Origin of the sequence: Gordoniibacillus kamchatkensis (genome assembly GCF_000829455.1) — a bacterium.
GTDB lineage: Bacteria > Bacillota > Bacilli > Paenibacillales > NBRC-103111 > Gordoniibacillus > Gordoniibacillus kamchatkensis.
Genome location: NZ_JXAK01000032.1, coordinates 1 through 21,164, shown reverse-complemented (window position 1 = coordinate 21,164; position 21,164 = coordinate 1). Strand labels below are relative to the sequence as shown.

Below are 21,164 nucleotides of genomic sequence, written 5' to 3'. Positions count from 1 at the left end.
TGGCCGATTTCCGCCCGATACGACCTGGTTGCTGGAAAACGTCCCGCTAATTTCGCCATATATCGCAGGTTTGAGCTTGAGCGGAATTTTAAACGGAGGGTTTCCAGTTATTATGGCTCGAGCCCAAATAATCTTCCCAATAACGGTACTTTTTCCAGCTATAGCAGATTCAACGCTTTAACGCAATAGTGAGGCAACTTTATATACCTTCCAAGGAGACGAATCGAAAGCCATGCCCAATTCCATCACACCATCCACCGTATATATCATCACAGGCGCTTCGCGCGGTCTTGGCGAAGCGTTCGTGCGCAGGCTGCTCCGGCCGGACGTCCATTTGCTGTGCGTCGCTCGCAGCGACAATGCTGCGCTGCGCCGCGAAGCCGAGACGGCCGGCGTCCGCCTCGACTGGTTCGAGCGCGACCTGGCCGCCCTGCAGCAGCTGGAGCCGCTCATGGCGGAGCTGCTCGCCTGCGCCGGAATCGGCGGCGGCATGCTTGCCTCTGCTTCCGGCGTAGAGACGATTTCGAGTACTGAGCCCACTGCTTCCGGCGCACAAACCCACTCGGGCTCCCCCGCCACTTCCATCGCAGAGACTCGCCCGAGTCCGCCCAACGCTTCCGGCGCAGAGCCCCGCCCGAGCCCGCACGCCGCCACTGCCTCAAGCGAAGGCGAACGTCCGAATTCCTCCGGCGCGGCGCAGTTCCCGCCGCCGGAGCGCGATGCAGCGGCTTCGCCGCCCGACGTACCGCGCCTAAGGCTCATTAACAACGCCGGCGTCCTCGAGCCGATTGGCCCTGTCCATGAGGCCGGCACGTCGGCGCTCGCGCTGAACGTAGCCGTCAACCTGACAGCACCTATGGCGCTGACGGCCGCCTTCCTGCGGCTCACGCAGCCGCTCGCCGCCGATAAGCGCGTGCTGAACATCTCCTCCGGCGCCGCCCGCAAGCCGTATTTCGGCTGGAGCAGCTATTGCGCCGCCAAAGCCGGGCTCGACCATTTCACGCGCTGCGTGAAGCTGGAGCAAGACGCTCTCCCGTACGGCGCGAAGCTCGCTTCCGTCGCGCCTGGCGTCATCGATACCGCCATGCAGGCGTCAATACGCGCCGCGGACGAGGGCCGCTTTCGCGATCTGCCGCGTTTTCGCGCTCTGCACGAATCCGGCTCCCTGACGCCGCCGAACGAGGCAGCCGAGCGCCTGCTGGCCTTGCTCGAGCATCCCGATTTCGGCGCGGAGCCGGTCCTCGACATACGCGACATCACTTCTTAACGCCAAAAGCCCGCCGAGGCGCATTGATCGGCCGGCGGGCTTTTACCTCACTGCTGACTTCACTTCAATTCGCTGAACGATATGCCATGCCGGAAGCTCTGTATGCGACGGAGAGCAAAGCCGAAACGGCCATAACAACCACCATCACCCAGAATATGTTGGAGAAGGCGGCCGCAAGCGACAAATTTTTTTGCCATACAAGAGCAATTCCCGTCATCGCCACGCCGAAAGCTCCGCCAAAAAACTGCGTCAGCTGAGCAAGCCCCATCCCGGCTCCCACCATATCTTTCGGCAAAATCCGCGACATTTCGTTGGATACGCTGGTGGTCACGGAAGTGATCCCTACGCTCATCAGCATGTAAATCCCCAGTACGGCATAAGGAGAGACTTTGCCAAACATAGCGAACAGCAGCGTCGCGCCGAGCAGCAGGACGTGTCCCCAGCGGAACAGCGGCCTATTGCCGAAACGGTCGATAAGCTTCCCGATGCCGTTAGAAGCAATGGCGGCTGTAATGGCGCCCGGGAAAATAAGCAGCCCTGTCGCCGCCGAGCTCACTCCGAACAGACGAATCAGGAGCATCGGCATCAAAAATAACGACGTAAACTGCGCTACATAGGAGACAAAGCCCATGGCGCTCAGCGTCATGTATGCCTTGTTGCGGAACAGCGCAGGCTGTACGAACGGGCTGTGCACGCGGCGGATGCGCAGCCAAAAGGCGACGAGCGATACGGCTCCGGCAACGAGCGCGACAGCGGAGTACGTCGTCAGGAACAGCAAGAGCCCCGTCGTTCCGATGCCGACAAGGACAGCTCCGATCAAGTCGAAATGCCCTTTATTCGCATTTTCAAGCGGAAGGCTTCGATAGAAGAACGGTATGAGCACCAGGACGATTCCGGTGACAACGAACAAAAAATTCCACCCGAGATATTGGGTAATGGCTCCGCCGAGGACCGGCCCCAAGCCAAAGCCGAGAGATGCGGAAGACATTATATACGACATGGCTTTACCCCGCCTTGAAGCCGGTATATAACGGGTGATCAGCACAATCCCGAGGCCGGGTGCCGAAGCCGCGCCCGCCGCTTGCAGGAGCCTTGCGAGCAGCAGCGGAATGAAGTGATGGCTGAATAAGCCCAGCAAAGATGCGACGACCAGGTCGGCCAAACCGATCGTGAGCAGCAACCGGATCGGAATAAAATCCGAGAGACGGCTGTAAGTAATGGAAAAGATGGCGAATACGATAGAATAACCGGTCACAATCCATGAAGCCATCGTCGAGCTGAGGCCAAAATCTTTGGATACTTGCGGCAGCGCCACATTAAACATCGTAGTGTTCATAACGACCAGCGTAACGGTCAAGCTGAGCAAGGCGAGCAGCAGCCCTTCCCGCAGCACGGCCGTGGATTCGCTGGCCCGGACGGAAGCCATTGCAGTTTCGGTATTCATAAGTCCTCCTACCCGAAAAGTAATTTGATTTCTAAATAGTTTAGAAATATTACTTTTATTTTTAAAGTATCATGCCGGCCATTTATTGTCAATGCAAAAAAATAACGCCAGAGCCTTGTTGCGGCTTTGGCGTTATTTGATTAAGGCGCGGACCGGTTAGAATCGCTAAGATATTTCTCGATCAGCTTCAGCGCGGAGCTCAGCTCCTCCAGCTTTTCCGCGGATATCGGCTCGAAGATGATCTGGGCTTGCCGGGAATACTCCTCCCTCAGCTCCGAAATCCGTTTCTTTCCCTCTGGCGTCAATTGCACGTAAATGATTCTGCGGTCTTCCGTGGACCGGATCCGCTCCACCCAATGCTGGCTTTCCAGCTTATCGACAAGACTTGTTGCCGCGCCTAACGTAATGGATAAATAGTCGGCAATGTCGTTCATTTTCATGTGCGGCTGATAGTCCAGCTGGAAAATGAGCCCCATGGCGGAAGGCGATATGTTCGCCTTGCCGCTCATCCTGCAGAGCGACAACTTTACTTGCCTGTTCATATCCAGCAGGTTTCGCCATAAAACGGATATATGATGCCCCTTGTCCATGATGCGGCTCCTTTATCGTTGACGCGTTATACTCCGTATTGTACACGAAATGGTTTTATTATTAAACTATTCTGCGCATGAAAGCTATTGCCGCCAACCGTGAAGGTAACGGGAGGCGTAATGGAAACAATCTGCAAAATCGATTGATTCGCTCCCGATGCAGTGCAGCTCAGAGAAAATGATCGGTCGTCGAAAGCTGCCTCCCACCTGTACGAAATTAGGGGAAGCTATCGGAATAAACCAAAATATGTCCACCATAATAACGGTATCCGGAACACCACAAGAAAGGAGCTGACGAACTTGACCGACGCCGAAGATGTTGCAAATGAGGAAGCCGAATCGATCGAGAAAGACGACGATGACGCAGCCGATTACCCGATTTACATCGATATTTTTTAGTTTGGAGCAAAAAAAGAGCGCAACCCCTGTAACGACGGGTTGCGCTCTTTTTTTTACCTGGCCCTACCGCTTGCCCGGGTCGTACGGCTCGCCGAGCGCGGACGGCATCCGCGCCTTGCCGACGGCGCCGGCCAGCATGAGCAGCGTCAGCACGTACGGCAGCATGAACAGAAACTCCTGCGGAATGTTCTTCGACCACGGGAACAGCTGGATCCAGTTGTTCAGCGCCTGCGCGAAGCCGAAGAACAGCGTCGCCCCCAGCGCGCCGAGCGGGTTCCATTTGCCGAAAATGACCGCCGCCAGAGCGATGAAGCCTTGGCCGGAGATCGAATTGTGCGAGAAATTGCTCGTCGTCGTCAGCGTAATCGTCGCCCCGCCGAGGCCGGCGAAGGCGCCGCTCAGCAGCACGGCGATATAGCGGATGCGCAGCACGCGAATGCCGGCGGTGTCGGCCGCGCTCGGGTGCTCGCCGACGGAGCGCAGCCTGAGGCCGAACGGCGTCTTGAACAGCACGTAGTAGACGACGAAGACGAGAATGATCACGATGTAGGTCGTCGGATACGCGGTGAAGATCGCCGGGCCGAAGAACGGAATTTGCGACAGCCCGGGGATGGCCCACTTGCTGAAAACGGCGTTGAGCGTCTCCGTCTGCCCCGCCCCTTGGAACAGCAGCTTCACCAAATAGACGGTGAAGCCCGCCGCGAGGAAGTTGATGACGACGCCGCTAATGACTTGGTCGGCCTTGAACGTGATCGAGGCGACCGCGTGAATGAGCGCGAACACCATGCCGAGCGCGGCGGCGGCCACGAGGCCGACCCAAGGCGCCGGGCCGGACAAATCGGCCTGCTCCATATAATACGTCGCAACGGCGGATGCGAACGCGCCGGCCGTCATGAGTCCTTCGATGGCGATGTTGGTAACGCCGGACCGTTCCGAGACGATGCCGCCGAGCGCCCCGAACAGAAGGGCGGTGGCGAACACGAGTGTAATGTTGATCAAATCGGCGAATTGATCCAGGAAATTCACGCCTTCGCCACCTCCTTGCCCCGGCGCTTATAGAACGGCAGCAGCACGTAGCGGACGATGCCTTGCGTCGCCACGAAGAAAATGACGCTGCCGATCACGATGCGGATAATTTCCGGCGGCACGTCGGCGCCGAAGCTCATGCCCGCCGAGCCGTACGTCAGTCCGCCGAACAGCGCCGCCCCGAGCACGACGCCGAACGGGTTGTTCATGCCGAGCAGCGACACGGCGATGCCGTCGAAGCCGTACCCTGGAGAAGCGGCCATGACGGTCTGGTAATGGAACACGCCCAGCACCTCGAATACGCCGGCCAGCCCGGCGAATATGCCGGCGGTGAACATCGCCGTCACCATGCGGCGGTTCACGTTCATGCCGGCGTACTGGGCCGCATGCGGGTTATGGCCGACGGCGCGCAGCTCGTAGCCGAGCTTGGTGCGCCACAGAATGATGTAGAAGACGACCGCGGCGAGCAGCGCCACGACCGTTCCCCAGTGCAGGCGCGCATTGCCGAACGCCGCGGCGAGCCACGGCAAGCTCATCGACGCCGTGTCCTGGATCATGTACGAGCGCTGCTGCCCCGGCTGGAGCAAGAAGCTCGCGACGATGTAGTTGCTGAGGAACAGCCCGATCCAGTTCAGCATAATCGTCGTGATGACTTCGTTTACGCCTCGGCTGGCTTTCAGCCAGCCCGCCAGCGCCCCCCACAGACCGCCGGCGAGAGCGCCGACGATGACAGCGAGCGGCGCGTGCACGATCCAAGGCAGCCCGCTCAGCTTCACGCCGACGAACGTCGCCCCGGTCATGCCGATAAGGAACTGCCCCTCCGCGCCAATGTTGAACAGGCCGGTCCGGAACGCGAAGGCGACGGACAAGCCGGTCAAAATGAGCGGCGTGATTTCCCGTATCGTTTCGCCGATATCGTACGGCGAGCCGAATATTTTTTGAAACAATGCGATGTAGGCGACGATCGGGTTGTACCCGCCGATCAGCATAATGATCGCGCCGCATATGAGTCCAAGCAGGATCGCGACAAGCGACACGACGAACGAATCGCTGCCGATCCACCGAAGCAGCTTACCCACGAGCCTCACCTCCCTGCATCCGCTTGCTGCCGGCCATCATGAGCCCAAGCTCCTGATCGTTCGTATCCTTCGGCAGCACCTCGCCGACAATTTGCCCTTCGTAAATGACGGCAATGCGGTCGGCCACGTTCAAAATTTCATCGAGCTCGAAGGAGACGAGCAGCACCGCTTTGCCGTGGTCTCTCTGCTCGATGAGCCGCTTGTGCACGAACTCGATCGCTCCGACGTCGAGGCCGCGCGTCGGCTGCGCCGCGATGAGCAGCTCCGGGTCCTTGTCGATCTCGCGGGCGATGATCGCCTTCTGCTGGTTGCCGCCGGAAAGCGAGCGGGCCTTGTTGTAAATGCTCGGCGTGCGCACGTCGAACTCTTGAATGAGCCGCTCCGCGTACTTGTCGATCGCATCGTAGTTGAGGAATATGCCTTTGCTGAATTCCGGGTGAAAATACGTCTCCAGCACCATATTCTCGCTCATCGTAAAATCAAGCACAAGCCCGTGCTTATGCCGGTCCTCCGGGATGAGCGACAGACCCGCCTCCGAAATGCGCCGCGGCTTCTCGTTGGTGATGTCTTTCCCCTTCAGCGTAACGCTTCCGCTTTGGATGCTGCGCAGTCCCGTCAGCGCCTCGATCAGCTCGCTCTGGCCGTTGCCGTCGACGCCGGCGATGCCGACGATTTCCCCGGCGCGCACCTGCAGCGAGATGCCGTTCAGCACCGGCAGCCCTTTGCCGCCCAGACACGTCACATCCTTCACATCGAGCACGACCGGCCCCGGCTGCGCTTCTTTCTTCTCGGTTCGGAACGAGACGCCGCGCCCGACCATTTTCTCGGCCAGCTCCTTCGGGTTTGTCTCCGCCACCTTGAGCGTATCGATCACCTTGCCGCGGCGTATAATCGTGACCGTATCGGCGATCTCCATAATCTCCTTCAGCTTGTGCGTAATGAGGATGATGGACTTGCCCTCGGCCACAAGCCCGCGGAAAATCTCGATCAGCTCGTGAATTTCTTGCGGCGTCAGCACGGCGGTCGGCTCGTCGAAAATGAGAATGTCCGCGCCGCGGTAAAGCGTCTTCAAAATTTCCACCCGCTGCTGCATGCCGACGGAAATGTTTTCGATGCGCGCCTTCGGATCGATCTTCAGCCCGTACTGCTCGGACAGCTTGGCTACCCGGGCGTGCGCCGACTTGTAGTCGATGTTCAAGCCTTTGCTCGGCTCGAGGCCGAGAATGATGTTCTCCGTAACGGTAAAAGGCTGCACCAGCTTGAAATGCTGATGCACCATACCGATGCCGAGATCGAACGCCTTGTTCGGGCTGTCGATCGTCACGGGCTCTCCGCGGACGAAAATTTGCCCTTCATCCGGTTGGTACAAGCCGAACAAAATGTTCATCAGCGTCGACTTCCCCGCCCCATTTTCGCCGAGAAGCGCGTGAATCTCGCCCCTCTTCAGCTGCAGAGAGATCGAGTCGTTGGCGACGATGCCCGGAAACCGCTTCGTGATGCCTTTCAGCTCCACTACCGTGTCCGCCGTGCTCAATGGAACCATCCTTTCTCACTCTGGGTCACGCCGTAAAACCAAAGGAACAAGGCCAGTACACTAGCCTTGCTCCCCGGGTAATGCTATGTGCATGCAAAATGTCGCCGTGGCGGCGGACTCGCGGCCGCAGCGGCATGCTGCCCGATTATTGCGCAGTCGGAACTTTGATCTCGCCGCTGATGATCTTTTTCTTGTAGTCGTCCACTTTCGCGAGAATGTCGGCCGGCACGTTTTTCTTGGACGTATCCGGCAAGCCTACGCCGTCTTCCTTCAGGCCGAGCACTTGCGTTGTGCCGCCTTTGAATTGGCCGTTGATGACGTCTTTGGTGACGCGGATAACCGCCTCGTCGACGCGCTTGACCATGGACGTAAGCGTTACATCGTCCCCGTACTCGAGTGATTGGTCCTTATCGACGCCGATAACCCATACTTTCTTTCCTGCTTTGACGCGGTCTTTCGCTTCGTTGAATACGCCGTTGCCCGTTGCGCCGGATGCGTGGAAAATGATGTCTACGCCCGCGTTGTACATCGTCGCCGCAGCCGCTTTGCCGAGGTCCGGCTTGTCGAATGCGCCGGTGTAGTTTTTGGTGATCGTAGCGTTCGGGTTAACGGCTTTCACGCCTGCTTCGAAGCCGAGATCGAAGCGCTTGATGACCGGAATGTCGACGCCGCCGACGAAGCCGATCTTGTTCGTCTTGGTCATAAGACCCGCGACGACGCCGGCGAGGAACGAGCCTTCGTTCTCGGCGAACGTAACGGATTCGACGTTCTTCGCGTCCACAACGTTGTCGATAATGGCGAACTTCGAGTTCGGGTTTTGCGTGGCTACAGTTTTCAGCTGGTCGCCCATCAGGAAGCCGATGCCCCAGACGAGGTCATAGTTGTCCTTCACGAACGTGTTCATGTTCGGGATATAGTCGGCGTCGGATTTGGACTGCAAATATTTAACCGTGACGCCGTTGCCTTCGAGCTTTTTCAAGCCTTCCCATGCGCTTTGGTTGAACGACTTGTCGTTGACGCCGCCGATGTCGGTTACCATGCCGATCTTTACGGTTTTGGCTGGCGCCGCTCCGCCTGCTGCGGCTCCGCCAGGCGCTGCTGCTCCGCCTGCATTCGGCGTGCCCGTGTCTTTTTTGCCGCAGGCGACAGCACGATGGCTAACGTGAGCACGACCATCATCGATAAGCTAAACCACTTTTTCATTCGACTAAAACCCCCACGATTCGGATTGGTGTTCCCTTCCAGACGACGCTCATAGTATGAGTGCTCCGGAGTAAAATTATGTATGCCGCGCGTGTGCCGGCCCGTCTTTTGACCAAAGGTTTAATCGGCGCAAAGAGGTTGTCCAAAGCACACGACTACGGAAAAAATTATATCGGCATTTGAACCGTTTGTAAATGCTGGAACTCACACTCCGGCGTGTAGGGAAGCGCTTTTCCCAAAATACAAGAGCTTGTAACGCATTGCTCTGTAACGGCGCTTAACTTCATAGGAAAACGTGCACTCCTAAAGACGGCGCAAGCCATCTCCTCCTCCTGCAACGGTGAGTAAGCTCGCCTATACTCGGGCCGATTCCTTGCGAGAAGCGGTGGGCCGCCTGGTACGGACCGCCTAGGCGCTTTCTTCTCGCGTCACCGGCTAAATGAGCAGGTTGAACAGCGTACGGTCTTGATTGATCTCAACGAAGCCGTAATCTTTCTTCGACAGCCGTTCGATCAGCGGGCCGTAATCTTCTTTGTTTTTGAGCTCGATGCCGACGAGGGCCGGCCCGCTCTCGCGGTTCGTCTTCTTCGTATATTCGAAGCGCGTTATGTCGTCGTTCGGGCCGAGCACTTCTTCCAAAAACTCGCGCAGCGCCCCGGCCCGTTGCGGGAAGCCCACGATAAAGTAATGCTTGAGCCCTTCGTAAATAAGCGACCTTTCCTTAATTTCCTGCATCCGGTCGATGTCGTTGTTCGAGCCGCTCACGATGCAGACGACGTTCTTGTCTCTGATTTGCTCGCGGTACAAATCGAGGGCGGCGACCGGGAGCGCCCCCGCCGGCTCGATGACGATGGCGCTGTTGTTGTACAGCTCGAGGATCGTCGTGCATTCTTTGCCGTCCGGGAGAAGGACGATGTCGTCGAGCACTTCGCGGCAAATGTCGTACGTCAGCTGGCCGACCTGCTTGACGGCGGCGCCGTCGACGAACTTGTCGATCGTCTCCAGCGGCACGACGCGCCCTTCGTCGAAGGCGCGGCGCATGCTGGCGGCGCCCTCCGGCTCGACGCCGATCACCTTCGTCGCCGGGCTGATGCTCTTGATGTAGGAGCCGATGCCGGCTACGAGACCGCCGCCGCCGATCGTCGCGAATACGTAGTCGATCTGGGCGGCATCTGGTGAACGACTTCGAAGCCGACCGTTCCTTGCCCTGCGATCGTCCGCGCATCGTCAAACGGGTGGATGAACTCCATGCCGTTCTCGCGCGCGTAAGCTTGCGCCTGCTCGGCCGAATCGTCGAACGTATCGCCGCTCAGCACGACTTCGACGTAGTCGCCGCCGAAACGTTTGACTTGCGTAATTTTTTGGCGCGGCGTCGTCGTCGGCATGAAGATGCGACCGTTAATTTGCAGATGATTGCAGGAATACGCCACACCTTGCGCGTGATTGCCGGCGCTCGCGCATACGACGCCGCGGCTCCGTTCCTCGGCGCCAAGGCTTTGGATGAAATTGTAGGCGCCGCGCAGTTTGAAGGAGCGCACGACTTGCAAATCTTCGCGCTTCAAATATACGTTGCAGCCGTACTGCTGCGACAGCACGTCGCTGCGCTGCAGCGGGGTCTCGTCGATCACTTCGCTGAGCGCATGCCGCGCCCGAATGATATCCTCGACAGGTAATTTGGCCAAGGCGGATACGCCCCTTTCAAGGTTCTATTCAATTAGACTGAGTCTGCCAGGCTGCCCAAGAAAGGCGGAGCGGAGGGTGGGAATGTAGGCCTGTGAGCGAAGCGTGCGCCTTGAACCCGAGTTCCTCCATCGTTTCAAATTCAAGGGAACACGAGTGTGGGCGAAGCCGGAGACCCGCGTTCTTAAGTCCGCGGCGCAGCCATTCTTGACCGGGCAGCCCGAGTCTGTTGCAGTAATCATACCAAGTTCGCCGCGGCCGTACAAACTGACTGCGCATTGCTATGGCTGGTTGCGCTGCGTTATGGCCGAGCCTGACGTCCGGGCGTCCGCCGTCAGTCCATTTATAGCCGATCGCGGCTTTGCTGTTCCCACGCGAGCCGCAGCCGGCGGCACCCTTCCCGCAGCTCGTCCTCGGACAAATGGGGAAAGTTGAGGTAAATGCCGTATTTCGTTCCGGCCGCCGCCGGTGCCTGCGCTTCCGCAAACCGAACGCCGCGTTCGGCGCACGTCGCCCGGAAGCGCAAATAGTCCCGCTCCGCCCCTTTCCACCAGCCAAAAATATGCAGCCCCGCGTCGCTCTCCATCCAGTCGAACGCCTCGCTCAGCTCCGCCCGGGCGAGCTGCAGCAGCAGCTGGAACTTCCGGCTGTAAGAGCGCTTCATCCGCCGCAAATGCCGCTCGTATTCGCCGCACGCCATAAACGCGGCGAGCGCTTTTTGCTCCAGCAAATTGACGGGGAACGCCCCCGCCGTCAGCTGCAAGGCGCGGGCGAACGGCCCCGCCAAAGGAGGCGGGAGCACGGCGTAGCCGATGCGCGTGCCGGGCAGCAGCGACTTCGAGAAGCTGCCGACGTACACGACCCGCTCGCTGCTGTCGAGCACTTTGAGCGGCTCGAGGCTTTTGCCGCCGTGGCGGAACTCGCTGTCGTAATCGTCTTCGATGATGACGGCTTCGCGCTCCTGCGCCCAGCGCAGCAGCGTCTGCCGCCGCTCGAGGCTAAGCACGGCGCCGGTCGGGAACTGCCGCGCCGGCGTTACGAACATCGCCCGTGCCGCCCAGTCCTGCGGCACGATGCCGTGCGCGTCCACTTCGGCGTCGATCCAGCGGGCGCCGCACGCAGCGAGCGCCTGGCGGATGCCGCGGAACGCCGGCGTCTCGGCGACGGCGGTGTCGCCCGGCCCGACGAGCAGCTGCGCCAGCAGCGCAAGCGCCTGCATCGAGCCGCCGGTGATTCGCGATGTGCTCCGGCAGCGCGGCAATGCCGCGCGCCCGCCGCACATATTGCGCGATCGCCTCGCGCAGCGCCGGGTCGCCGAGCGGCTGCGCCCGCTCGCCCTGCTCGGCCGCTGCGCTCTGGCCGCGCACTTGCGCGTGCAGGCAGCGGCTCCACGCTTCGCGCGGGAATGCGCCGACATCGGGCACGAACCGCCCGAAGTCGATCGCTCCCGCGCCGCTGTCCGCCGCTGCCGCCGGGGGCAGCGCCGCGACGCGCCGCCCCCATGCCGACAGCCGCACGCCCGCGGCGCGGCGGCCCGCTGCCTCCGCCGCCGTCTCTGCGTCCGCCGGCTGCCGGTAGCGGACAAACGTCCCGCTGCCCCGCTCGCTCGACACGTAGCCTTCGGCGGCCAGCATGTCGTACACCTGGTTCACGGTGCCGCGCGAAATACCGTACATGTGCGCCAGCTCCCGCGTCGACGGGAGCCGTGCTCCATAGAGCAGCCGCCCCTCAACCATGGAATCGCGCAGCGAATGGTACAGCGCCAGCAGCTTCGTCGGCTGCCGCTCCGCATACAGATGGTATGGAATTTGTACGTGCACGCCGCCGTCCCTGCCTCTCCGCCTTGTTCCGCGAAGGCCTTATGATAGAGAGCGGCCTCGCTTTCGTTACGGCTGCCGCCGCAAAATCGGCAAGTGGTTCATAGAAACCACTGTAAGTTGGATCTTTTCGATTGTCAATGTATTTGCGGCATATGTAAATAGCGAGAGGGAACCCAGCCGGGTCCCCCCTCTTCCGCGAAGCGCGTTTTGCGTTCGTTAAGCGTTTTCCCGCTTCCTCCACTCTTCCACTACATTCGCAATGCCCGCTTGAATCGTCGGATACAAATACGTAAATCCGGCCTTTTTCAACTTCTCGTTCGAGAAGTTCGTATGGGCAGTTGCATATTCGGTCAGGACCGGTCCAAGCAGCATGCGGCACAGCCAGGTGGGAACATACCGCTTCTTGTCCGGCACGTTAAGAGCTTGAGCGGCGAGCGTCGTAATGTCCCCGCTCCGGATCGGCTTGTCGTCAACGAGAATATACTTCTCCCCGGGCTGCCCTGCATCCAGCAGAAATAGCAGGGCTCGGGAGCAATCATCGACATGGATAGGCGAAAAAATGGGGTTATGGCCTTTCAGACCGGTTACCGGTTTATTTTTCGCAAGAGGCTCCAGAAACAGCTGCGGGAACCAGGAGTCGGCCCCGTATACTTGCCCGGGAAAAGCGGTTACAATCGGAATCCCTTTGTCCACATACTGCGAAAGCACATCGACGGAAGGAGCGATGTAAGGCCCCCACCCTTTAGGCTCCGAGCGGAACGTTTCCCCGGCTCTTTCCCCTTCCCCGCTAGTCTATTCAGGCTCTAATAGCGTCCCGCATGACGCCATTTTACGAATCTGGTCGCTAGGCAAAACGAATCAGGTTACACCTTCCTTCGGGACATACGCTTTTCCCGAACGGCTATAGCGCCGAGGACTTGAGCTGAACCCATCAAACAAGATGCGCTCGCGCTTACGCGGTTGGCGGAAGCGCTCGCACCGTTCCAAATGATGTCCAATTCGCTTTAGCATCCCGAACAGGCAATGAAACAAGAGACGCCCTCTCCCGCTCTATTCCACGCAAAACCTGTAGCCGAACCCGCGCACAGTCACGACATATCGCGGATTTCCCGGATCCTGTTCGATCTTTTTGCGCAGATTGCGGATATGCACCATGACCGTACGTTCGTCGCTTTCGCGATCCCAGCCCCAAATGTGTTCGTACAGCTGGCGTACGCTGAACACCTGATTCGGGTTCTGAATGAAAAACGTCAGCAGCTGCTTCTCCTTGGCATACATGGGGATTGCGTTTCCGTCCACCCGCACCTCGTAATTGCCAAAGTCCACTTCCAGACGGCCATGCCGCCACAGCCGGCCGTCTTTGCGTCTTCCCGCGTCGGAAGCGGCGGCCAGAGCGGAGCGGCGAAGGTGGCCCGTAATCCGCGCCACCAGCATATTCGGGTTGAACGGCTTCACGACATAATCGTCCGCGCCGATCTCCAGACCGGCGATAATGTCGTCGCTCTCCCTTTTGCAGGTAAGGAAGAGAATCACGGCATCGGAACTGGCGCGAATACGCCGGCAAAGCTCCATCCCGTTCGTATCGGGAAGCATGACGTCCAGCACAAACAGATCGAATCGGTCTCTCAGGGCAAGCTCCATCGCCTGTTCCCCCGTTTCCGCGACGGACACCCGGTACCCCTCCTTGACCAAGTACAGCCGCACCAACTCGCGGATATCCGCCTCGTCCTCGACAAGCATAATATGCGCCATCGGTTATCCCGCCTCTCCCTCTAAGCTGCCGCCAGGCGATTCGTGCCAGGCCGGAAGCTTGAAATAAAACGTGCTTCCTTGACCCGGCTCGCTTTCCACGCCGATCGTTCCTCCATGCGCCTCGACGATTTCCTTGGCGATAGCGAGACCAAGTCCCGTACCGACAGCCCGGCGTTCCTTCGAGCCTTTGCCGCGATAGAACCGGTCGAAAATAAACGGAAGGTCCTCCTCGGGAATGCCTTCCCCGGTATCCGATACGCGCAAAACGACACTGCCCGGCTCCGGCTCATACCGCAGCTCCATCCGGATCGTCCCGCCTGCGGACGTGAACTTTGTGGCGTTAGTAAGCAAATTGGAGACGACTTGCTCCACCCGAAGCGGATCGCCCGAAAAAACGGCGATTGCGCCGCCGCTCTCCGGGCTCTCCTCAGCCGTCCCGAGTCCGCTCCACTCGAATTGCAGGCCGTTCGAATGAAGCTCAAGCTCGTATTTATCATAGATATGGCGAAAATAGTCTTCCGCCGGAAGCGGTTCAAAGAGAAACGCCATCTGCCTCGCTTCCAGCCTGGACAATTCCATCAAGTCGCCGATGATCCGGTCCAGATGCACGGTTTTCTCGTAAATCAGCCGCAAATATTTCGGATCTCCCGGGTCGATGACTCCGTCCATCATCCCGTTCACATAACCTTGGATAAGCGTAAGCGGCGTGCCGAGCTCGTGCGAAATGCCGGACATCAGGCGGCGTCGGGACCCTTCCAGCTGCGAGAGCTCGTCGTTGGCCTTTTGCAAGCCGGCCACCGACTGGCGAAGCTGCACGGTTCTTTCTTTAATTTTTTCTTCCAACGTTTCGTTGATGATTGCCAGCTCGTCGGAAAGCTTCTCCACCTGCTTGAAAGAACGGGAAAATTTGCGCGACAAAACGAACGATTGCATAAACAGCGCTCCGACCAAGCCGAGAGGAAACGAATCTCCCGTGGCAACGACATGATTGTAGTACAAAGTATCGTTAACGGCTGCAGCGATGAATAGAAAGAGCGCAACGCAGTTGGAACCGGCGGCTTCCTTCCTTCTTAGCAGCGCCAGAACGTATACGAAGGCGACATATCCGAAGCACAGTAATATCCATAGCTGAAAAGCAAGCATCAGACGAGTATAGAAACCGGCGGTTGTAGCAAGTACCGCCGCTGCGCAACAGACGCTGATCCAGACGGCGGCATTGCGCAGCTTTCTGCCCATTTCGCCGGGGTATTGGGCATATACGAGCGCCATGACCATGGCAATGCCGAGCAGTACGCCGAGATACTCCAGCTTAGCGCCCCATTCCCAGCTGATGTCCGGAAACAGCCGAATCGCCAGCGCCTCGCCTACGAACAGCGTCCGTACGGCAATGAGCAAACAGAGCGCGCCAAAAAACAGCGGCGATTTGTCTTTGCGTCTGAGCAGGAAAAGCACGAGGTGATACAACCCCATGATCGCAAGACTCGCCGACAGCGAGGCTTCGACCGTGACCCTTTTGTCCCGTTCGTAGCTCATTTGCTGCTCGCTCCCAAGCCGGATCGCCGCCCATAATCCGCCTTTTCGCTGAACGAAGTTGGAAACTTGCAGCACAAGCTCGATTTCCTGCTTATCCGGCGTAAACGTCACAATTTTGGCGTAGTTCCGCGGAATCATGCTGTCTCGGCTGGTCCCTACAGTGCCGTTCGAAGCGGCCAGGATGCCGTCGATCCAGAGGCGGTAGGCCGTGGCTACCCCTGAAATGTACAGCGCCTCATGCTTATGCAACTCTTCGGGAGCCAGTCCGATTCGCAGCCGATACGTCGCATATCCCTCGTTGGATAGAGGCTTGGCGTCGATCGTATAGCTGCGCCACTCCTTTGGCACTTTCACATAGGAGGGATTCAAGAGGGAGGACGGATCGTTCAGTTCATGCGGGTCCAAAAGCCGGTTCCAATAAAACTCCCATTCTCCATCCAGCGGAATGTCTCCATCCCGCTCCATGCTCCAGCCCGTTGCATCCAGTACACCGCGGACAGCATATGGCGTTTGCGCTGCAGCCCCGGCTTCGCCAGCGCAAAATACCGTGCCGACCAACAGTATAAGCAGCATTACGCTGTGAAGCGCGGACTTCCGCATCGGTTCCTCCCCAAATCGAGTCGAATCGCATCTACTGCTATTAGTTTAACATAAGCCTTACGAGCCGGGTGCACGAAATTGTTTAAGTCCCGCGCGGTTTCAAATCAAGCTTGTTCCACCACGCCTCAACCTTGCGAAACGTTTCTTCGCCGAGCAAAATGCCGTCATGAGTCAGGCCCGGAAGCACTTCGACTTTGGCATCGGTATGCAGAGCGAAGAGCGGGCCGTACTTCTCCGCCGCAAACTCTTCATCCCGCTCGCCGACGAGAACAAGCGACGATCCGGGCAGCGCCCGCAAGAACGGCTCGTAACGGAGCGGCGGCATGCGCGAAACGAGCAGACGGTAGCTGAGCGACAGCGTTTCCGTGCCGTCCAGCGTCTCCTCGGGCTTGTTGATTTGCATGACCGGCAATCCGCCCAGCGCCTGCACGCCTACCGCGTTCAGCATCATAAGTCCGATCAGACGAGGCATACTGAGACTGGTAAGCTGGCGGGCTTCTCTTTTTTATGGATGGGAGCGCTCGGCGGAAGCGCAGGCGAAAGCAGCAGGCAGGCATCGACAAGCGCTCCGTATTTGCCGGCTGCGAAACGAAGCGCCGTACCGCCCCCGGCCGAATGCCCTCCGAGTGCGATCGGCATCGACGGGTGATCCATATGGATGAAGCGGATCAAATCCGCCAAATCGTCTTCCAACTGGCCGACGTAATCGATATCCCCTCTTCTTTGCGGCCCTTCGCCGTATCCTCGGAAATTAGGTACGTATACGTGAGCCATCGCCCTTTGCGCTATCCGGCTTGCCAAAGTATGAAGATACTTGCCGTCCACGCTGATGCCGTGCAGCAAAATGAACACCGGCTTGTCCGGAACGCCGCGAGCGGGATAGTATCGATACTCCAGTTCGGCCCCGTCTCTCGCCCTATATTTCGACAAAGCGGGAAGCCCGGACAAATCCTGGGTTATCGGCTCCGCCCCGAGCTGCTCCAAGGTCACTCTTTTCCCTTTAGGTGCAAACAAAAGAAGCACGCCCGCCGTTCCAAAATAGAGCATCGCTCCCCCAATGATCGTCAGCATAACGATCGGAATGAACATTCCCATAGTCCTCCAAAGTTATGATTGGAACGTATCCAAAACCGCTTTGATTTGCGGAATGCGGTTCAAAGCGTTTAGCAGAACGGTCAGAGCTTCTGCTCGCGTAGCGTTTTGTTTCGGCACGAAGCTGCCGTCCGCCATGCCGTTTATAATACCCGCTTGCGCGGCCGCGCGGATTTGCTCGGAAGCGTAAGAATCGCCCAGATCGGTAAAGCTGCCCTTATCGCCATCCTTTGGCAGCGCCTGAAGGTTCAGAACGCGCGACAGCATGACGACCATCTCCTCCCGGGAGATCGGTTTGTCAGGCCGGAAGGAGCCATCCCCGTAGCCGCCGGTAATCCCCGCATCAGCGAGCGTCACGATTACGGCTTGAGCCCAATGGCCGTTCAGATCGGAGAACGAAGCGTCGGCTTGGGAGCCGCCTGCCTGGATATCGAATGCGCGCGTCAACAGGAACGCGAATTCGGCGCGTGTAATTTGGTTGTCCGGCTTAAAGGTTCCGTCTCCGTAGCCGTGGGCAATGTCCAGCTCGGCAAAAGTGCGAATCGCCCGCTCAGCCCAATGTTGCTGCGTATCCGGGAATGGCTGAATGGCCGGGGACTGTTTGGCCGTTGCGGCTTTTGATTGGAAATAAGAAACGACAGCGGCAGCATCGACGACCTTTGACATGAAGTAGGAACCCGCAGCCGCAGCGCCTTCGTCTCGTTTCTGCGACAAGTCCGGCGCCGGCCCGGCATCCGTATGCGGTGGAGGGGTTACCGCCGAGCCCCCCGGTGCCGGGCTCTCCGGCACAGCGGCTCCCGCCCCCGGGCCATCCGATCCGGTGTCTCCCGGATCGGACGGGACAGTTGGCCGCATCGGTTCGGCTTTAATAACCAGCCGGAACGTTTTCGACCCTCTTGCCCCGTTCTTCGCAACTTCCGCCGTCAGCGTGACGTCCGCATTCCCGCTGCTGTAAGAAGGACGAATGACTGCCCCGCTGTTCGAAACAACCGCCGGCTTGCTGCTGCTCCATGAAATAACAGTACCGTTTGCACCTGTAGCGGGCAGCTTCAAGTTTCCGGTTACCCCGCTCTCGGAGTCGCCTGGCACATAGCCGATGGACAGGCCGGCCAAATCCCAAGTCACAGCCTGTGCGTCCAGCTCCTCTTGGGTCGGCCCCGGTGCGTCCTCCCTGTGAACGATAACGGTATATGGTTGCGTAGAGCCGTCCTGCGCGGTGACTACGATCTGAATCGTTCTATCCTCTGCGCCAAGCGCGATAGGCGGTATGGCTTGCCCGCTGACGGCCCCCTGTCCGTTAATGGTCAATGCGGCACGCAAATCATACACTGCCGCCGTGACGGAAACCGCACTCGCGTCAAAAGGCGCGGTTGCCTGGTAGGAAGTCACGTTTTCGTTAAAAGCGGGCTCGAGGGTCGCCCCGGAAATTTCAAGCGACGACAAGCGAGCGACGGAGCTCAATTTTCTAGTGATCTTCAACGTATACGATCGAATATGCACGCCGTCTTGAGCCGTTACGATAATAGGAATCTCATTCGTCCCGTACCGCAGCCGTATAGGCACCGCTTGCCCGCCGGACGCCGCCTGCCCGTTAACGGTCACGGTCGCGCCCGCATCCGCGGGCGATACGGCCGCCATGGCGGTCTCTTCGTCAGTGGAGACAAAGGCGGTATACAGACCGGCGGTTTCGGGCGACTCGCTCAAGGCAGTTCCGTCAAGCTGCACATCCGCCAAAGCGGTGTTGGCTGAAAGCACGGAAAACTGTACACTGCTTGCATTTCCCGACGTATCCGAAACTTTCAACACATAGCGGCCTGTGGCGCTGATCGGCGTACCGAGCGCATATCCTGCAACCGGCGCTCCATCCCGGCTGAGCTCGACACTTGCGATATCCGAATCGGGGGAATCCGGCGCCACTGCGGATGTATAGCTGGCCTGGTCCGTCACTCCCGTAATAACGGGGGCGGTCACATCCTCGATTTGAATTTGGAACGGCTTCTCATAGATGTTTCCTGCGGAATCGGTTACTTGCACCCGAATGCGGTAAAGGCTTTTCGCCGAAGCCCGAAAAGTCGCATTCGTCACTAATTGGCCGCCCGAAATCGCAAAGCTGGAGTTATCATCCGCACCGGTGCCGTCGGCCAAGCTGAAGGTAAACGTATCTCCCGCATCCGCATCGGCCGCTGTCAAGCTTCCGACCGTCGTCCCGATCGCCGCATCTTCCCTTACGCTTGTCCGGGATAGCATGATATCGTAAGGCGCTGACGTACGGTAAACCTGAAGCGTATAATCCTGATGGACACCCGGGATCTGACCGAATATTTGCAGGATTATCGTGTTGTCTCCTGACGATAAGGGAACGCTGACCGTCTGGCCGTTCGCGACCGGATTGCCTCCCAACTTGATTGCAGCTGCCGAGTCTTCAAGCGTCGGCGTGATGGCAAGCTGGTTGACCGATTGGGCGACGGTCGCCGTATAGTATGGCTGGCCGGGTGCAAAATCCGGCTGCAACTTTCCGCTGTCGATCGTCAGATGGGACAAGTTTTTGGAAATGTCCCGGTTCACGGTCACCGTATACGTCTTCGTTGTCCCGTCCTGGGCCTTCACCACGATATCGATCGGATTGGGACCCACACTCAAAGAGACATTCATGGCTGCATTGTTTGCTGCAGTCTGACCGCCAATCGTCAGCCCCTGCGCCTTCCCGTCCGCGAGGGCTGCTTTGATGCCGATCGAATTTACCTCATTCGAAACGTTTGCCGAGTAGCCTGTTACAGCCGCAGAAAAAGAAGGGCTTAGTGAAGCTTGTCCCACAGTCAGAGCGGAAAGATTCGCATTGCTGCTCAAGCGATGATAGATCGCGCCGTTTGTCCCCACCGCCGTATATAACCCGCCATTCGATTCGATAATGGCATTGAAGTCAGGGCCGCCTGCGACCGACTCGTCCGTCCAGTTGCTGCTGCCGTTGGGAGAAGTGAGCACGGTTCCGTTATTCCCCACAATGACATATGAGTTAGGATAATCGCTTGCTATGCTTGTAAATTTCCTTCCGGCCACGCTGTCGGGAAATCCGGTAACCTTGTAAATGGATTTCGAATCCGGCCAAACCATATAAACTGTATTGTTGTCGCCAAGCACGTAAAAGACCCCAAGCTGCACAACGCCGTTCAAGTTTTCCGACGTGCCGAGCGAAAGGGCTTGCCAGTTCTCTCCACTATCAGTGGAATACCAGCATGCGCCCCCCGAGCCTACCGCAATAAACATGCCGTTGGGGGAGAAGGCCGTGCCGGTGAAAGAGGGCGCCGACCCCGAAGGGACGCTCGCGGGCGTATGCCAGCTCGTTCCGCCGTCCGAAGAAACGACGATCGTACCGTTGTCCCCTACAGCCACAATCGTATTGTCCATCTGTGCGGAAGAAACGGATTTTAATTCCGCATTGACCCCTACGTTATGCCTATTCCACGTCGCCCCGTTATCCCAAGATGTGAAGGCAACGGCAGCGCCGGTTACGGTGTCCGTTCCGACAGCGACGAACGCAGCAGCTTGGAACGAAAATACTACCCCGTTCAGTCTCGCATTCGAAATGGTTGTTACCTTCGTCCAGGTTTTGCCGTCCGAGGAGTTCAGCACCTCTCCGGCTTTATCGACGGCCACGAATTTTCCGTTATATTCAACTCCCGTCAAATCGCTGGCAGTAATCGCTGTATCGCTTCCCCAGCTGTACTCTGCCGCTTGCGCACGTTTTTCAAACAGCGGCGTTCCGGCCGCCCCCCCGATGAACAAAATGCCGGCTATGAACAGCCGCAGCCCTCGTGAAACCCAATCTCTCATCTTCCCATGCACGCTCCCGATGTTCATTCATCTTGCATGTACTCCCAACAAGGTATAAGAATAGTGCCGTCAGTTTAAATTTGGTTTAAAAATAAATCCCCGGGTTGCCCAAGAAAGGCAGAACGGAGGATGGAAATGTAGGCCTTGGAGCGTAGCGTGCGCCTTTGAACTCGTGTTCCCACCTTTACTTTCCCTGTTCGAGGGAACACGAGTGTGGGCGATGCCGGAGACCCACATTTCCAATCCGCAGTGCAGCCATATCTTCTGTAACCTGAAACCTGCTTGAAAAGTGGTCCAATAAAATTCATCATTAT

The 21,164-nt window shown here is 58.4% G+C and carries 14 protein-coding genes and 3 pseudogenes; 1 reads left to right on the top strand and 16 read right to left on the bottom strand.

The annotated features are described in order from the left end of the window. Window positions 1-232: 232 nt before the first annotated feature. Window positions 233-1,267: an SDR family NAD(P)-dependent oxidoreductase gene (locus SD70_RS33545; RefSeq protein ID WP_052487595.1), complete on the top strand. Its 1,035-nt coding sequence runs from the start codon at window positions 233-235 to the stop codon at window positions 1,265-1,267. 64 nt (window positions 1,268-1,331) lie between these two features. Here SD70_RS33545 and SD70_RS18155 read toward each other — a convergent pair whose 3' ends face one another. The 16 genes and pseudogenes from SD70_RS18155 to SD70_RS38255 all read right to left on the bottom strand — a co-directional run. Beyond that, entirely contained in the window at window positions 1,332-2,711 is a 1,380-nt protein-coding gene (locus SD70_RS18155) for an MFS transporter (RefSeq protein ID WP_052487594.1), read from the bottom strand. A 140-nt stretch (window positions 2,712-2,851) separates the two neighbouring features. Further along, window positions 2,852-3,301, bottom strand: a complete 450-nt coding sequence (locus SD70_RS18150) for a MarR family winged helix-turn-helix transcriptional regulator (protein WP_041048955.1) — start codon at window positions 3,299-3,301, stop codon at window positions 2,852-2,854. A 462-nt stretch (window positions 3,302-3,763) separates the two neighbouring features. Then, window positions 3,764-4,726, bottom strand: a complete 963-nt coding sequence (locus SD70_RS18145) for an ABC transporter permease (protein ID WP_041048954.1) — start codon at window positions 4,724-4,726, stop codon at window positions 3,764-3,766. Continuing rightward, on the bottom strand, window positions 4,723-5,805 hold the full coding sequence (locus SD70_RS18140) for an ABC transporter permease (protein WP_041048953.1): 1,083 nt from the start codon (window positions 5,803-5,805) through the stop codon (window positions 4,723-4,725). The genes SD70_RS18145 and SD70_RS18140 overlap by 4 nt, the downstream gene beginning before the upstream one ends. After that, entirely contained in the window at window positions 5,798-7,339 is a 1,542-nt protein-coding gene (locus SD70_RS18135; protein ID WP_231571290.1) for an ABC transporter ATP-binding protein, read from the bottom strand. The genes SD70_RS18140 and SD70_RS18135 overlap by 8 nt, the downstream gene beginning before the upstream one ends. Window positions 7,340-7,484: 145 nt before the next feature. Next, window positions 7,485-8,542 (bottom strand): annotated as a pseudogene (locus SD70_RS18130) (BMP family lipoprotein). Window positions 8,543-8,977: 435 nt separating this feature from the next. Beyond that, window positions 8,978-10,224 (bottom strand): annotated as a pseudogene (gene ilvA, locus SD70_RS18125) (threonine ammonia-lyase IlvA). 341 nt (window positions 10,225-10,565) lie between these two features. Continuing rightward, on the bottom strand, window positions 10,566-11,639 hold the full coding sequence (locus SD70_RS18120; RefSeq protein ID WP_231571289.1) for an aminotransferase-like domain-containing protein: 1,074 nt from the start codon (window positions 11,637-11,639) through the stop codon (window positions 10,566-10,568). 223 nt (window positions 11,640-11,862) lie between these two features. Further along, window positions 11,863-11,958: pseudogene (locus SD70_RS38260) on the bottom strand (GntR family transcriptional regulator); the annotation flags it as partial. A 300-nt stretch (window positions 11,959-12,258) separates the two neighbouring features. Then, on the bottom strand, window positions 12,259-12,735 hold the full coding sequence (locus tag SD70_RS18115; RefSeq protein WP_156158082.1) for an NAD-dependent epimerase/dehydratase family protein: 477 nt from the start codon (window positions 12,733-12,735) through the stop codon (window positions 12,259-12,261). A 357-nt stretch (window positions 12,736-13,092) separates the two neighbouring features. Beyond that, the gene (locus SD70_RS18110) at window positions 13,093-13,794 is read right to left on the bottom strand and encodes a response regulator transcription factor (RefSeq protein ID WP_041048949.1); all 702 of its coding nucleotides are present in this window, start codon (window positions 13,792-13,794) and stop codon (window positions 13,093-13,095) included. 3 nt (window positions 13,795-13,797) lie between these two features. After that, window positions 13,798-15,927, bottom strand: a complete 2,130-nt coding sequence (locus SD70_RS18105; protein ID WP_041048948.1) for a sensor histidine kinase — start codon at window positions 15,925-15,927, stop codon at window positions 13,798-13,800. A gap of 82 nt (window positions 15,928-16,009) precedes the next feature. Further along, a complete protein-coding gene (locus tag SD70_RS33540) occupies window positions 16,010-16,399 on the bottom strand; it encodes a hypothetical protein (RefSeq protein WP_052487593.1) in 390 nt (129 codons plus the stop codon). Continuing rightward, entirely contained in the window at window positions 16,387-17,016 is a 630-nt protein-coding gene (locus tag SD70_RS18100) for an alpha/beta hydrolase (RefSeq protein WP_052487592.1), read from the bottom strand. The genes SD70_RS33540 and SD70_RS18100 overlap by 13 nt, the downstream gene beginning before the upstream one ends. A gap of 18 nt (window positions 17,017-17,034) precedes the next feature. Continuing rightward, window positions 17,035-20,850: a cadherin-like beta sandwich domain-containing protein gene (locus SD70_RS33535; protein ID WP_197081073.1), complete on the bottom strand. Its 3,816-nt coding sequence runs from the start codon at window positions 20,848-20,850 to the stop codon at window positions 17,035-17,037. A 69-nt stretch (window positions 20,851-20,919) separates the two neighbouring features. Then, window positions 20,920-21,164, bottom strand: a 245-nt coding sequence (locus SD70_RS38255) for a hypothetical protein (protein ID WP_231571288.1), incomplete at its 5' end; no start/stop codon positions are given.

Excerpts from the sequence above, each read along its gene's own strand:
- SD70_RS33545 (WP_052487595.1), top strand. The coding sequence starts at position 233 with ATGCCCAATTCCATCACACCATCCACCGTATATATCATCACAGGCGCT.
- SD70_RS18155 (WP_052487594.1), bottom strand. The coding sequence starts at position 2,711 with ATGAATACCGAAACTGCAATGGCTTCCGTCCGGGCCAGCGAATCCACG.
- SD70_RS18150 (WP_041048955.1), bottom strand. The coding sequence starts at position 3,301 with ATGGACAAGGGGCATCATATATCCGTTTTATGGCGAAACCTGCTGGAT.
- SD70_RS18120 (WP_231571289.1), bottom strand. The coding sequence starts at position 11,639 with ATGTCGGCGCATTCCCGCGCGAAGCGTGGAGCCGCTGCCTGCACGCGC.
- SD70_RS18110 (WP_041048949.1), bottom strand. The coding sequence starts at position 13,794 with ATGGCGCATATTATGCTTGTCGAGGACGAGGCGGATATCCGCGAGTTG.
- SD70_RS18105 (WP_041048948.1), bottom strand. The coding sequence starts at position 15,927 with ATGCGGAAGTCCGCGCTTCACAGCGTAATGCTGCTTATACTGTTGGTC.
- SD70_RS33540 (WP_052487593.1), bottom strand. The coding sequence starts at position 16,399 with ATGCCTCGTCTGATCGGACTTATGATGCTGAACGCGGTAGGCGTGCAG.
- SD70_RS18100 (WP_052487592.1), bottom strand. The coding sequence starts at position 17,016 with ATGTTCATTCCGATCGTTATGCTGACGATCATTGGGGGAGCGATGCTC.
- SD70_RS33535 (WP_197081073.1), bottom strand. The coding sequence starts at position 20,850 with ATGAGAGATTGGGTTTCACGAGGGCTGCGGCTGTTCATAGCCGGCATT.